The organism is Paracoccus salipaludis (genome assembly GCF_002287065.1).
GTDB classification, from domain to species: domain Bacteria; phylum Pseudomonadota; class Alphaproteobacteria; order Rhodobacterales; family Rhodobacteraceae; genus Paracoccus; species Paracoccus salipaludis.
The window spans coordinates 1-12,676 of sequence record NZ_NSJZ01000006.1 but is presented as its reverse complement, the minus strand read 5'-3'; the positions used below and the strand labels follow the sequence as shown (position 1 = coordinate 12,676).

11 protein-coding genes are annotated in these 12,676 nt (G+C 67.0%); 4 read left to right on the top strand and 7 right to left on the bottom strand.

Going from position 1 to position 12,676, the window contains the following annotated elements:
- Positions 1-13: 13 nt before the first annotated feature.
- Positions 14-760: an SDR family NAD(P)-dependent oxidoreductase gene (locus CK240_RS08985; RefSeq protein WP_095640015.1), complete on the bottom strand. Its 747-nt coding sequence runs from the start codon at positions 758-760 to the stop codon at positions 14-16.
- A gap of 138 nt (positions 761-898) precedes the next feature.
- Here CK240_RS08985 and CK240_RS08980 point away from each other — a divergent pair, with 138 nt between their 5' ends.
- Positions 899-1,531 (top strand): hypothetical protein, encoded by a 633-nt coding sequence (locus CK240_RS08980; RefSeq protein WP_095640014.1) that lies wholly within the window; start codon positions 899-901, stop codon positions 1,529-1,531.
- 35 nt (positions 1,532-1,566) lie between these two features.
- Here the strand turns inward: CK240_RS08980 and ppk2 are convergent, their stop codons facing one another.
- The 4 genes from ppk2 to CK240_RS08960 form a co-directional block, all read right to left on the bottom strand.
- Positions 1,567-2,457: a polyphosphate kinase 2 gene (ppk2, locus tag CK240_RS08975; RefSeq protein ID WP_095640013.1), complete on the bottom strand. Its 891-nt coding sequence runs from the start codon at positions 2,455-2,457 to the stop codon at positions 1,567-1,569.
- A 1-nt stretch (position 2,458) separates the two neighbouring features.
- Positions 2,459-3,385: a homoserine O-succinyltransferase gene (locus CK240_RS08970; RefSeq protein WP_095640012.1), complete on the bottom strand. Its 927-nt coding sequence runs from the start codon at positions 3,383-3,385 to the stop codon at positions 2,459-2,461.
- Positions 3,385-4,245 (bottom strand): ATPase, encoded by an 861-nt coding sequence (locus CK240_RS08965; RefSeq protein WP_095640011.1) that lies wholly within the window; start codon positions 4,243-4,245, stop codon positions 3,385-3,387. Before CK240_RS08965 ends, CK240_RS08970 begins: the two co-directional genes overlap by 1 nt.
- Positions 4,246-4,349: 104 nt before the next feature.
- The gene (locus tag CK240_RS08960; RefSeq protein WP_095640010.1) at positions 4,350-5,501 is read right to left on the bottom strand and encodes an OmpP1/FadL family transporter; all 1,152 of its coding nucleotides are present in this window, start codon (positions 5,499-5,501) and stop codon (positions 4,350-4,352) included.
- Between the two features lie 176 nt (positions 5,502-5,677).
- Here CK240_RS08960 and CK240_RS18665 point away from each other — a divergent pair, with 176 nt between their 5' ends.
- Positions 5,678-6,676 (top strand): TDT family transporter, encoded by a 999-nt coding sequence (locus CK240_RS18665; RefSeq protein WP_095640009.1) that lies wholly within the window; start codon positions 5,678-5,680, stop codon positions 6,674-6,676.
- Between the two features lie 73 nt (positions 6,677-6,749).
- Complete coding sequence (guaB, locus tag CK240_RS08950; RefSeq protein WP_095640008.1) at positions 6,750-8,198, top strand: IMP dehydrogenase; 1,449 nt, start codon at positions 6,750-6,752, stop codon at positions 8,196-8,198.
- A gap of 208 nt (positions 8,199-8,406) precedes the next feature.
- Here the strand turns inward: guaB and CK240_RS08945 are convergent, their stop codons facing one another.
- Together CK240_RS08945 and CK240_RS08940 are read right to left on the bottom strand one after the other, a co-directional pair.
- Complete coding sequence (locus tag CK240_RS08945) at positions 8,407-10,605, bottom strand: sugar nucleotide-binding protein (RefSeq protein ID WP_095640007.1); 2,199 nt, start codon at positions 10,603-10,605, stop codon at positions 8,407-8,409.
- A 452-nt stretch (positions 10,606-11,057) separates the two neighbouring features.
- Complete coding sequence (locus tag CK240_RS08940) at positions 11,058-11,321, bottom strand: hypothetical protein (protein ID WP_135058816.1); 264 nt, start codon at positions 11,319-11,321, stop codon at positions 11,058-11,060.
- 464 nt (positions 11,322-11,785) lie between these two features.
- Here CK240_RS08940 and CK240_RS18235 point away from each other — a divergent pair, with 464 nt between their 5' ends.
- On the top strand, positions 11,786-12,304 hold the full coding sequence (locus tag CK240_RS18235) for a hypothetical protein (protein ID WP_135058815.1): 519 nt from the start codon (positions 11,786-11,788) through the stop codon (positions 12,302-12,304).
- Positions 12,305-12,676: the final 372 nt, after the last annotated feature.

Here is a 12,676-nt window from a genome sequence, read left to right as displayed (position 1 = left end):
GGGCGCGAGGGGTTCAGCGCATCCGCAACGCCCCGTCGATGCGGATCGTTTCGCCGTTCATGTAGCCGTTCTCGACGATGAAGGCCGCGAGACGGGCAAATTCCTCGGGCTCGCCCAGGCGCTTGGGGTTGGTGACCTCGGCGGCCAGGCTGTCTTGCACGTCCTGCGGAAGCCCGCGCAGCATCGGCGTGCCGAAGATGCCGGGTGCGATGGCGCAGACGCGGATCTTGTTGCGGGCCAGGTCGCGGGCGATCGGCAGCGTCATCCCGGCGATGGCGGCCTTGGACGCGGCATAGGCCGCCTGTCCGCTTTGCCCGTCGAAGGCGGCGATCGAGGCAGTGTTGACGATCACGCCATTGTCCTCGTCCCGGCCGTTCCGGGCCATCTCGGCGGCGGCGAGCCGCAGGACGTTGAAGGTGCCGATCAGGTTGACCTCGATCGTTCGGCGGAAGCTGTCGAGGCTGTGGGGTCCGTCCCGGCCGACAGTCTTTTCCCCCACGACGATGCCCGCGCAATTCACGCAGATGTCGATCCCGCCCATGCGATCAACCGCCTGAGCAATGGCCGCGGCGACCGAATCCCCGTCCGTGACGTCGGCCCGGGCGAAATGCGCGCCAAGTCCGGCCGCGGCTTCGGCGCCCGCCTCGTCACGGTCCAGCACCGTGACCTGCACCCCGCGCGCGCGGAAATGCCGCGCGGTCGCCGCGCCAAGCCCCGAGGCGCCGCCGGTCACGATGGCGCGGGCGTTCGACAGGTCCATGTTTTCCCTCCCGGAAATGAACGTTTGTTCAGATACTAGGCTGGACCCGGAGGCCCGGCAAGCAAGCAGAAGGCATGCCCCGCGTTAACCTTATATCAACCATCGCTGACCTAGACCGGGGGGCGAAGGGAATCGCCCATGCGCCTTGCCGTCCTGACGATCGTTCCGCTTTTGAGCCTCGGGTCCCCGGCCGCCGCAGGCGATGGCACATGGACGCAGGTGGATCTGTGGAAGGACGGCGGGTTGCTGGCCACCAACGTCGAGCGGGGACGTGTCGTCTGGGGCCTGGCCATGGGACAGGACGACGACGAGCCCTGGGCCCGCGCCTCGGCCCTTTATACATGGCAGGTCGGGCCGGACCGCGCGCCCTGGAAGCTGCGTGCGGGTCCGGCGCTCAAGGCCGAACAGATCGGCTGGTGGGAGGTCGAGGACGAGCGATGGGCGCATTGCTTCGACGCCGAGGGCGACCGCTGCGCCAACCTTCGCCTGGGCATTCGCCTGTCAGTGGACCGCTGGGCCGAATACGGCGACTGGGGGACTTTCCTGATGGCGGATTATACCAGCATCGAGGATGCGTCCCTGCTGGTCGGCGGGCTGACGCACATGCCCTCGGGTCTGGGCGCACAGCTGTCCCTGTGGCACGAGGAGGGTGGAGAACCGACGCCGACGGTGCTGGTCTCGGCGCCGGTGACGAAAAGACTGTCGATCCGACTGGGGCACAAGTTCGTCGAGGAGGACACCTTCATCGGCTTCAGCTTCTCGACCTACTGATCGGCGGGCGGGCTGCCGGTCTGCGATGCAGCCGCCTAGCGCACGAGCATCTCGGGTCCGCCGGTGATCTGGGGGTCGGGCGTGCCGACGGCGGCCGGATCCTTGCCCGCGTAATCGATGCGGTTCAGCACCGTCTGCATGGCCGCAATCCTCGCCCGCCGCTTGTCGTCGGAACGGATCACCGTCCATGGCGCGACCGGCGTGTGGCTGAGCGACAGCGTTTCGCGGATCGCCACGGTATAGTCGTCCCAGCGCCCGAGACCCTCGACGTCGATGCGGCTCAGCTTCCACTGCTTGAGCGGGTCCTTCTCGCGGTTGAGGAAACGGCGCAGTTGCTCGGCGCGACCGACGTTCAGCCACAGCTTGACCATGGCGATGCCGTCATCGACCAGCATCTTTTCGAAATCAGGGAGTTGCCGGAAGAACTGCACGCGCTGCGCATCGGTCGAGAAGCCGAACACCCGCTCTACCACGCCGCGGTTGTACCAGCTGCGGTCGAACAGGGCGATTTCCCCCGCGGTCGGCAGCTGGGCCACGTAGCGCTGGAAGTACCATTGCCCGGCCTCGCGCCCCGTCGGCGTGGGCAGCGCGACGATATAGGCGGAACGCGGGTTCAGGTTCTCGCGCATGGCTTCGATCGTGCCGCCCTTGCCGGCGGCGTCTCGGCCCTCGAACAGCACGACGACGCGCTTGCCGGTGGCAATCACGTCGCGCAGCATCTTGACCAGTTCGACCTGTAAGGTCTGGGCCCGGCTTTCGTAATCCCGCCTGGACATTTCCCCCCGATACGGGAAGTCGGGATCGAGGATGTCGTCCTTGCCTGCCTGCCCGATCGTGCGACGCAGATCGGGCGGGGCGTCGTGCTGGAAGAAGCGGCTGATCGCACCGACGAAGGGGATCTCGGGCGAAGCCGTCTTCCGTGCCATCTCAATCCCTTCCGATGTCGTTCAGGTCGAATGGAGTGTTCTGGTAGATCTCGTTGATCCAGTTGCCGTAAAGCAGATGCGCGTGGCTGCGCCAGCGGTTCGAGGGGCAGAGCGCGGGGTCGTCATCGGGATAGTAATTCGCGGGCACCCCGATGGGTTTCCCCGCCGCCACGTCGCGGTCGTATTCGTCCTTCAGCGTCCCCGAGTCATATTCCAGATGATTGAAGATCAGGAGCGTGCGGTTTGCCGCGTCCTCGACCAGGCAAGGCCCCACCTGGTCCGAGGCGAGCAGTGTCCTCAGTTCGGGCCGTGCGTCGATGTCTTGCTGCCGCACCTCGGTCCAGCGGCTGACCGGGATCAGCACGTCGTCCGAAAAGCCCCGCAGATAGGGCGAGGCGGGGGCGAGGTTGCGATGCCGGAAGCAGCCGAAGGCCTTGTCGTCCAGCAGATGCTTGGGCAGCCCGTGGAAGTGCCAGGCCATCGCCATGCCGCCCCAGCAGACACCGAAGGCCGAATGGACATGGGTGCGCGTCCAGTCGAAGACACGACGCAGTTCGTCCCAGTAGGTGACTTCCTCGAAGGGCAGGTGCTCGACCGGGGCGCCCGTGACGATCAGCCCGTCGAAGCGGTCGCCCGACGCCTCCACCTCGCTGAAGGGACGATAGAAGGACTCCATGTGGTCGGCGGCGGTGTTCTTGGATTCGTGGTCCGACATGCGGATCAGGGACAGGTTGATCTGCAGGGGCGTCGCCCCGATCAGGCGGGCGAACTGGTTTTCCGTCTGGATCTTCTTCGGCATCAGGTTCAGCAGCGCGATGCGCAGCGGGCGGATGTCCTGGCGCGCGGCGCGGTCGGGGCTCATCACCATCACGCCCTCGTTCCGCAGGATGTCGAAGGCGGGAAGGTTCTCGGGCAGGGTGATGGGCATCAGTCTTCCTTTCGGTCTTGCCGGTCGATTGCAGCAGCGATCAGATCGACGAAATCCCGGGGCGAGGCGACACGGGCGACCTCGTCCGCCTCGACCGTGACGCCGCGCCGGGCCATCGCCGCATAGCGCGGGCGCCGGTGGGCCAGAGCGCGGGCATAGGTCCAGCGGATGAAGGCGTCGGGATCGACGTTGCCGGGGTTCTCGCGGCCGTAATCCTCCCACGCCGCGGCAAGGAACGCGGGTTGGTAATACATCGGTTTGGGCGCCTGATCGAAACGGCGGATCAGCTCGGAGGTATGTGCTTCGGTGCCGCGAATCCAGACCGGCAGCATCAGCGACGACAGGGCCCGCAGCACGGGATCGTCGGGGTTCTCGGGGTCTACGACCTCGCAGATCGACCCCGAGGTGTCGCAGACGAAATGCCGGTAGCCATAGATTTCCCTGGCGCGGGTGATGAAATGGCCCGAATCCAGCATCGCGGCGATCTCGGCCGTGCGGTGCTGGTCCTGCCGGCGCTTGTAGTCGTGAAAGGCCAGGCCGCCGCGCGCGGGATCGCCGGGCTTGCCCAGATAGGTCGAAAGCGGCGCGAGGTTGTCGAAGGTGATGTTCGACTCGATCCGCACCGAGTCCGTCATCAGAAGCTCGCGCAGCAGCGGCACCTTCATGGCGTGGCGCTTGAAGTCGTCGGCGATCAGTTCGCCCATGTAGCGGGTGCCGATGCGGTAATCGACGCTGTAGTGGAACCACTCGCCTGACCGGCGCAGCATGGATGCGACATGGGTCTTGCCCAGGCCCGACATCCCGAACAGCATGACCCGTTTCTCGGGCGCGTCGCGCCATGCCTTGCCGCTGGAATACATCTGCTGGCTCACCTCTGATCGCACCGGAGGGTTTCCTAGGCCGCAGTGCCGGAAAGGAAAAGGCCCCGCCGTGGCGGGGCCTTGGTCGACTGATAAGGCAGGGGTCAGAAGCGGTAGCCGATCCGGATGCCGAAGCCCAGCGCGTCGCTGTCGCGGATCTCGGCGCGCTTCTGGTCGGGCGTCCCGGTTTCGGGGTCCGCGTCGCCCAGCTTGACGTAGCTGATGCCCGTCGTGATCTTCCAGTTGTTCTGGTTGTAGACCGCGGCAAGCGTCACGCCCTGCCGCCCGGTCGTCGGAGCCAGCGGCGAAACCAGGCGGTCTCCTTCCTTTTCATAGGCGAAGGACACCGAACCCGACCAGTTCTCGGTGAACTTGCGGCCCACGCCGATGGTGTAGGTGGTCGTGTCCTCCAGCTCGACCAGCCCGCCGCCGGTCACCGTCACGAACCGCTCGGGGTCCACCCGGAACTCGGACCAGTTGACCCAGCGGATCGAGCCGAACAGCAGCGTGTCCGGGGCGATCCCGGTCTGCGCCTCGAGGTTCCAAGACCGCGGGGTCGAGACGGTGGTCTCCGACTCTCCGTTCAGCAGCGGCAGCGAGGGCAGGGGACCGGGGCCATCCGGGTCCACGCCCGGGCCGCTTTCGGTCGTGTCGAAGTCGTGCTCGATTTCCGAGTTGTAGGTCAGCGAGATGCGCGCCGCGATCTCGGGCTTTTCCCAGCTGACGCCCACCGCGTAGCCCCAGCCCCAGGCGCTGTCGAGTTCGACGTTGTAGCCCGAGACCGGCCCATAGGCGAGGCCCTGCAGGTTGACCTCGCCGTTCGCCTCGGACCCGCGCAACCCGCCGTGGACACCGAAGCCGTTGTCCATCTTGTAGCGCAGCAGCGCCGTGTAGGTGGTCGAGTCCACATAGGCGTAGGTGCCGCCAAGAGCGAGCGAGCCGTCGAGCGGATAGGAAATGTCCTCCCCGTAAGGCTGTTCCACGATCAGGGCCGCGGACAGCTGGTCGTTGAACTGATGCTTGTAAGCGAGACCGGCGAAATTATAGTCCTCGGCCACGTTGCCGGTCGAGCGGCCACCGAACAGTGCAACGTCGCGGCCCGACGCATCGGGATTGACGCGACCGGCCGAGAATTCGACGTAATTGCCTTCCTCGAACAGGATGGCGAGCGACTGCGGCGCGCGCTCGATCCCGCCGGCGAAAAGCGGCGCTGCCGTCAGCATCAATGCAGCGGCACCAGTCAAAGTCAGTTTCATGCATTCCCTCCCGAAATCCGCCCTTCAGCGGGTTCTTGCCCTACATCTGTGGGGCCTGAAGCAATTGGGTCAATCATTGAAGTTCAAGTGACGCAACGTAGCCTTGAAGGCGCGGCAGGGGGCGTATCTCAACCGCCACGCTTGGCAGCGGGCGGTCCGCCTGCGATCATGCCGGCATGAGCCGTGACCGCCTGCATTTCGCCATGCCCCGCCCGGTGCCGCAGGGCCGTTTCCGCCGCGTCCCCCCGGTGATGTTCCTTTCCCTGCTGGCCGCGCTGGAACTGTCGCTCGCCTGGGCCGGAGGCGTTCGCGCTTTCGCGTTGCCCGCAGGATTGGCGCAGCTCTTGGGAGGCATGGTCACGGCACTCGCCGCGTTTGCGCTGTTCGCCTATGCCTGCAAGCTTGCGCGGCGCCCTGCCGTGCTTGCCGAGGAGGTGGCGATCCTGCCGGGCCGGACGGGAGTCGCCGCGGGGGTCCTGTGCCTCTACCTGCTGGCGGCGCTGGTCGGCGCGATGATGAACAGGGGCGCGGGCCTTGTCCTGCTATGCCTGGGACTGCTGTGCCATGCGGTCCTGCTGGCAACGCTGGCGCGCGTCCTGCGCGAGGGACCGGCGGAACGGCGGCAGGTGTCGCCGGACTGGCACCTCAGCCTTGCAGGGCTGGCAGTCGCCTCTCGGGCCGCGCTGGCACTGGGTTGGCCGATCCTTGCAGGAGCACTGGCCCTGCCTGCGATACTTGCCGCGCTGGCGATCTGGGTGCTGAGCCTGCGGCAGATCCTGACCGCGCGCGTTCCCGCGCCGCTGCGGGTGCTGCTGGCGCTGCACTCCGCTTCCGTGGCCGCTATGGCGATCCTGGCGCTTGGGCTAGGCTGGACCGGGGCGGGAACGCTGCTCGCATGGGCCGCGCTGGGGAGTGTGCTGGCAATGGTCTTCGGCGCGCGCTGGCTGCTGGCGGGGGGCTTCTCGGCCTTCTGGGGCGCGCCCGCACTGGCACTTGCCTTGACGGCCTCGGCCTGGGTGGCGCTGTGGACGGCGCAACCGACCGAGCCGCACCGGGTCATCGCGGGACTGCTGCTGGCGCTGGCCACGCTGGTCGTGCTTCCCGTCTTCGTGATGGTGCTGCGGGAATGGATGCAGAACCGCCTTCCGGCACGCTCGAACGCCGCGATTGCCTGACGGGGCCGCTGGACTTTCCCGCGCCTGCGTGAAAGGGAAAACTGCCAAACGAACCACTGACAGGATCACTCCGATGCAGATTCGAGAGGCGCTGACCTTCGACGACGTTCTTCTGGTTCCGGCCGCCTCCAGCGTGATGCCCTCGACCGCGGACGTGACCACGCGCGTGTCGCGCCGCATCCGCATGAACATCCCGCTGGTCAGTTCCGCCATGGACACGGTGACGGAAAGCCGCATGGCCATCGCCATGGCGCAGGCGGGCGGCCTTGGCGTCATCCATCGCAACCTGACGCTGGAAAAGCAGGCCGAGGAGGTCCGGCGCGTCAAGCGGTTCGAATCCGGGATCGTCTATGACCCGATCACCCTGACGCCCGACCAGACGCTGGCCGACGCCAAGGCGCTGCAGTTGCGCTATAACGTGACAGGCTTTCCGGTGGTGGACGGGACCGGCCGCGTCGTCGGCATCGTCACCAACCGCGACATGCGCTTCGCCAGCGACGACCGGACGCCCGTTCGCGTGATGATGACCTCGGACAACCTGGCCGTGCTGCATGAGCCCGCCGACCGCGAAGAGGCGATCAGCCTGATGAAGGCCCGCCGGATCGAGAAGCTGCTGGTGACGGACGGGCAGGGCAAGCTGACCGGCCTTCTGACGCTGAAGGACACCGAGCAGTCGGTGCTGAATCCGCTGGCGTCGAAGGACGACCAGGGACGGCTGCGCGTCGCGGCCGCCTCGACTGTGGGCGACGAGGGGTTCGCGCGGTCCTCGGCCCTGATCGACGCGGGCGTGGATCTGGTCGTGATCGACACGGCGCATGGCCATTCCGAGGGCGTGGCGCTGGCCGTGTCGCGGCTGAAGACGGCCTTCCCGGATGTCGAGATCTGCGCGGGCAACGTCGCCACCGCCGATGCGGCGCGTGCGCTGGTCGATGCCGGGGCGGACGCGGTCAAGGTCGGGATCGGGCCGGGCTCAATCTGCACGACCCGGATCGTCGCGGGCGTGGGCGTGCCGCAGCTGACAGCGATCATGGATGCCGTGTCGGGTGCTGGCGACGTGCCGGTGATCGCGGACGGCGGGATCAAGTATTCGGGCGACTTCGCCAAGGCCATTGCCGCTGGCGCGACCTGCGCCATGGTCGGCAGCGCCATCGCCGGCACCGACGAGTCCCCGGGCGAGGTGATCCTGTACCAGGGCCGTTCCTTCAAGTCCTACCGCGGCATGGGCTCGCTGGGAGCCATGGCCCGCGGCTCGGCCGACCGTTATTTCCAGAAGGACGCGGCGTCGGACAAGCTGGTCCCCGAGGGGATCGAGGGGCAGGTGCCCTACAAGGGCGCGGTCGCGGCGGTGCTGCACCAGATGGTCGGCGGCCTGCGCGCCGCGATGGGCTATACCGGCAACGCCACCATCGAGCAGATGCGCGGCGGCTGCCAGTTCGTCCGCATCACCGGCGCAGGGCTGAAGGAAAGCCACGTGCACGACGTCCAGATCACGCGGGAAAGCCCCAACTATCGCCTTGGATGATCTGCTGCGGATCCAGGGCGCCGTGTGCCGGTGCCCTGGTTGCTGAGCGGTTGCGGGTGCCTGCGTGGCACCCCGCCGTTTTCGTCGTCTCGTGAACGTACGGTCGCCGGGGCTTTGGCTGTCTGCCCGAGATAAGAAGGCCAGACAGTAGCCCTCAACTCGAACACTCAAGTTTTGGCGGCCAGCACAGGGCGATTTCCCTGAATCTTCAGCACGCCTGCGGCGCCGAGGCCGGATAGTCGCGCAGGAAGCGCGCGATGGCATCGTCGATTTCCGCAAGCAACTGCCCATGTTCGCTGGCAAGCGCCGCGTCGGCCGGACGCTCGGCCGGCAGGCTCAGGCTTGCGGCCTCGACCGGATCGACCAGCGCGGGATCGAGGCCGGCCGCCGTGGCGATCCTTTGCGCGAACTCGGCCCAGGACAGGCGGCCGTGGCTGGCCAGATGGCGGATGCCGCTTTCCCCGTCCAGCAGCAGGTCCAGCGCGGCGTCCACGAGGTCGGGCACATAGGTGGGCGACACGAAATTGTCCTGCGCGGCGGCGAAGGGACGGCCTGCGCGCAGCGCCTCGACCGCATGGACGGCGAAGTTGTGGACGTCGTGGGGCGAAAAGAAGGCCGCGGTGCGGATCACAAGCGCCTCGGGGTTGATGTCCAGCACGCAGCGCTCGGCCTCGGCCTTGCTGCGGCCATAGGTGTTCAGGGGACTGGTGGGATCGCCTTCAAGATAGGCGCTGCCCTTGGCGCCGTCGAAGACCTGATCCGAGGAAAAGGTCACAAAGCCGATGCCCCGATCCCGGCAGGCGCGGGCAAGGTTCGCAGGGCCCTCGACATTGGCGGCGAAGCACAGTTCGGGCTCGGCCTCTGCGCGGTCGATGTCCACCAGCCCGGCGGTGTTGATCACGGCCGCAGGCTCAAGCTGATCAAGCGCGGCCGCGACCGAATCCGTGTCGTGGATCGCCAGCACCCGGCGATCGGTCAGCGCGAAGGGCAGGCCGCGCAGGTCGCAGACATGGGCGAACATCCGGCCCAGCGTCCCGCTTTTCCCCGTGACGAGGATCGGCCGCGCAGTCATCTGCGCGCAGGTTGGGTCGGGGGCCGGTTCGGCAACCGCCGGAGGGCAGGACGGCGGCGGCGGACTGGCGCAGGGCCAGAGCCGCCGGTCACTGTCCCACCATCCCGGCATATCCAGGATCGCGGCGTGAAGCGGGCGGTCCCCGCGCACCAGCGCCCGCAGCAACGCGGCCATGGCGGTCGGGCGCGGGCTGCCGGCGCGCATGTCGAAGACGCCGCATTCGTAGCGGCCCGCGTCGGTCATCACCAGCCGGTCCCAGTCATAGGCCCCAAGCAGCGACCAGGCGGTGACGGCCTCGACCTCGGCTCCGTGCGCACGGGCACGCTGCGCCGCGCGCCAGACCTGAAGGAACCAGCGTGCCTGTTCCTCGCGCGTGCAGCCGTTGTGGCATTCGGTGATTGCGAGGGGGCGGCGGTAGCGGTTCCAAGCCTGCAGCAGCAGCGCCTCGATGCCGACCAGCGCTCCCGGAACGGCACGGATCGCCTCGACATTGACATAACGGCCGCCGCTTTCGGCCGAAGGGCCGACGCCGGGATAGCGCGTGATCCGATGGTCGATCAGCCGCTCGCTGGTCAGGTAGTGGTTGACGCCGATGACATCGGGCGGGCAGGGGTCGTCGGCAATCGCCTGAAGGCGTTGCGCAAAGCCTCGTTCAGCCAGCAGCGTCCACATCGGATGGCCGGGCACCACCTCGCCGCAAAGCAGATCCCACGTCAGCCAGCGGCGGGCGTTCTCAAACGCAGCTTCCCGGACCAGCGGCGGCGTGGCATGGCAGAACCCCAGATCCTCGGTCTGCACCAGCCGCGCCGCAGGGTTCACGCGCCGGATTTCCCGCATGGCGGCGCGGGTGGCGTCGATCTGGTTCAAGAGGGCCAGCCAGCAGGCATCCTCATCCAGCAGGTGAGGATACCAGTGGCCGTAAAGGCAGGAAAACCGCGCCGTGGTCAGGGGTTCATTGACCGGTGTCCAATCCTGCACCCAAGGGTAGCGCTCGGCGGTGGCGCGGGCATGGGCAGCAAGGCCGGGCGCGAAGCTGTCCTCGACAAGGCTGGTATAGGCAGGGCCGCTGCCGTGATGCACGAGGCCCAGGATGGGCCGCAGGTCCAGCCGGCGCAGCTCGGCCAGGCGCTCGTCGCTCCACCCGAAATCATTCTGGCCCGGATAACGGGGCGAGACGCGTTCCCACAGCACCGGATAGCGCAGCGCGCGCAGGCCAAGGCCCGCGAACAGTTCAAGGTCGCCGATGCGGTCGTGATGGCCAGAGCGGATCGACTGGTCGAAGAAACGGTCACCCACGCGGTTCACCGTGTATTCGCAGCCGCCCCAGAGCTGCATGTGGGGCACCGCCGGGTCGGCGTCCCACAGACATTCTCCCGTAGGGTCGAGGCGCGTGGGCGCTGCTCGGGGGAAAGGAAAAGCTTCGCCTTGGAAGGACATGGGCGCCTCGCTGCACCACCACTCCCTCGGACTACCACGCAGCGAGGGCGAGAGTTCCGGTTCAGCCTGCGCTCAAGACGGCAACATATGTGGCTTCATTCATCCCCTACTTCCGGGATTTAGCAGGCTTCGGCCAACATTCTTGAATCCATCCCGTCGGAACGTGCGCTTCCGGCAGGGGTTTCCCTTCCGGCAGTTGATGCCGAGCATGATGGGAGGAAAGTCATGCACTATCTTGCACGCAAGCTAGCGATTGCAGGCATCGTGGCGAGCTTCGGGGGGAGCGCGTTCGCCCAGGCGTCAGATCCGGCAACCATGACCTGCGCCGACTTCATGGCGCTCAGCGCCGATCAGCAGATGACCGCCATGAGCACGCTTCGCACCGCGAACATGGGGTCCTCTACCGGATCGACAGGCGCCGCGGGCGGGTCCTCGACCGGGGCGGACAGCGGTGCGACCGGCGCCGGAGGCACAAGCGGTTCGGCCGGCTCGACCGGCGGCACCGGGGCGGACATGTCCGGCAGCGGGTCGGCCGGGGCAGCAGGTTCTGCGGCCTCCGGCGGCAGCGCCTCCGGCACGTCCGGTGCTGCCTCGGGCAGCGGAGGGTCCGGCATGTCCGCAGGTACGGCAGGCAGCGGCAGTGCGTCCGGGTCGTCCGACGTGGCAGGCGGCGCGGGCTCGTCCGGTGCGGGCATGGGAGCGTCCGGTGGAGACAACTCCACTTCGGGCGGAACCATGGCAGCGGGAGAATCCGGGGCAGGGGCATCGACCAATGCAGGCGGCAGCACCTCGTCCGACCCGCAGGTCGCGGCCCTGATGGCTGCCTGTCAGGGGAACGAGACCTCGCTCGTGATGGACCGGATGTCTTCGATGTAAGCGCAACAAGAGGGCTGCGGCGGGTGCATGACCTGCCGCAGTTCCGCAAGCGAACGCGAGGCCGCGCGGCAATGCGACGGGCGGCTCGTGCCTCGGTGCCGGATAAAGAAACAAATTACTTCAATGGCTTTATACAGATATGTCGGCCTTGGTGGTCTTGGGGCATCGGTCCAGGATCACAGCTGGTCGGGAATGAGATGCCTTGGCTGGCAGGAAGGTCCGCAACCTCCTGGACCATCTGCCCCATCTGAGTGATGACTGGAAGAATTCGTCTTCGACTATCGCATCGCGACAGCCGTGCGCCGCCGCGAGCGACCAGACAGCAGCGATCTTGATTACACACGCTTTTGTCCGTCCGCGTACTATCCCGCGCTCAAGTCAGCGCGACATTTGGCGGCAGGTGGGCAACAGCAACGCTTTGATGCGCGTACTCATTCGCTGGTCGGTAGAAAGCGCCACAACGGTGGACAGCTATGCCGGGCACCTGAAAGGACGCATGGACGTGATCTGGCGCATCCTCCAGTCCGTCATGCGCAATCCGGCCGCTTCGTTCGACCTGGGCGATCTGATCATGGATGCGTTGAACCAGCAGCACGCTAGTGACGGACGGGCCGACTGGTCGCCCAACGGCCCGCCGGTGAGCCGGAACACTGCAGCGGCCGAGGTGATTGGGCTGCTGTTTCACACTTGTCACCAACTCGATCGAACGTGGCGAACTTGACTAGGGCGAAGGGGGCGAACTGCGGGTGTCCCAGAGGATCAAGCCGGAAATCGACGGCAGCGAGGCGATGTTGTTCTGCGCAGAAGGGAGGATCGGCCACCACGCACAATGTTGTCACCAAGTTAATGTGTCGCTGTCGGGGCAATTTAGAAATGTCGCAGTTGGACCCGCCGGAGCATGGCCGGGTCGGGCGGAGACCTCCGCCATCGCAGCCCGGCCCGGACATGCGGGGAAGCAGGGATCGCCGCTGCTCTGATCGCCTCGACCCTCATTCGGCTGCATGCCGCGCCTGAGCCTGCTCGGCTGCGCGCCGCTCCTGGCGCCTTTCCACCCAACCCTTGTTCCCGCGCCTCGGCTCCCGCGCCTCGGCTT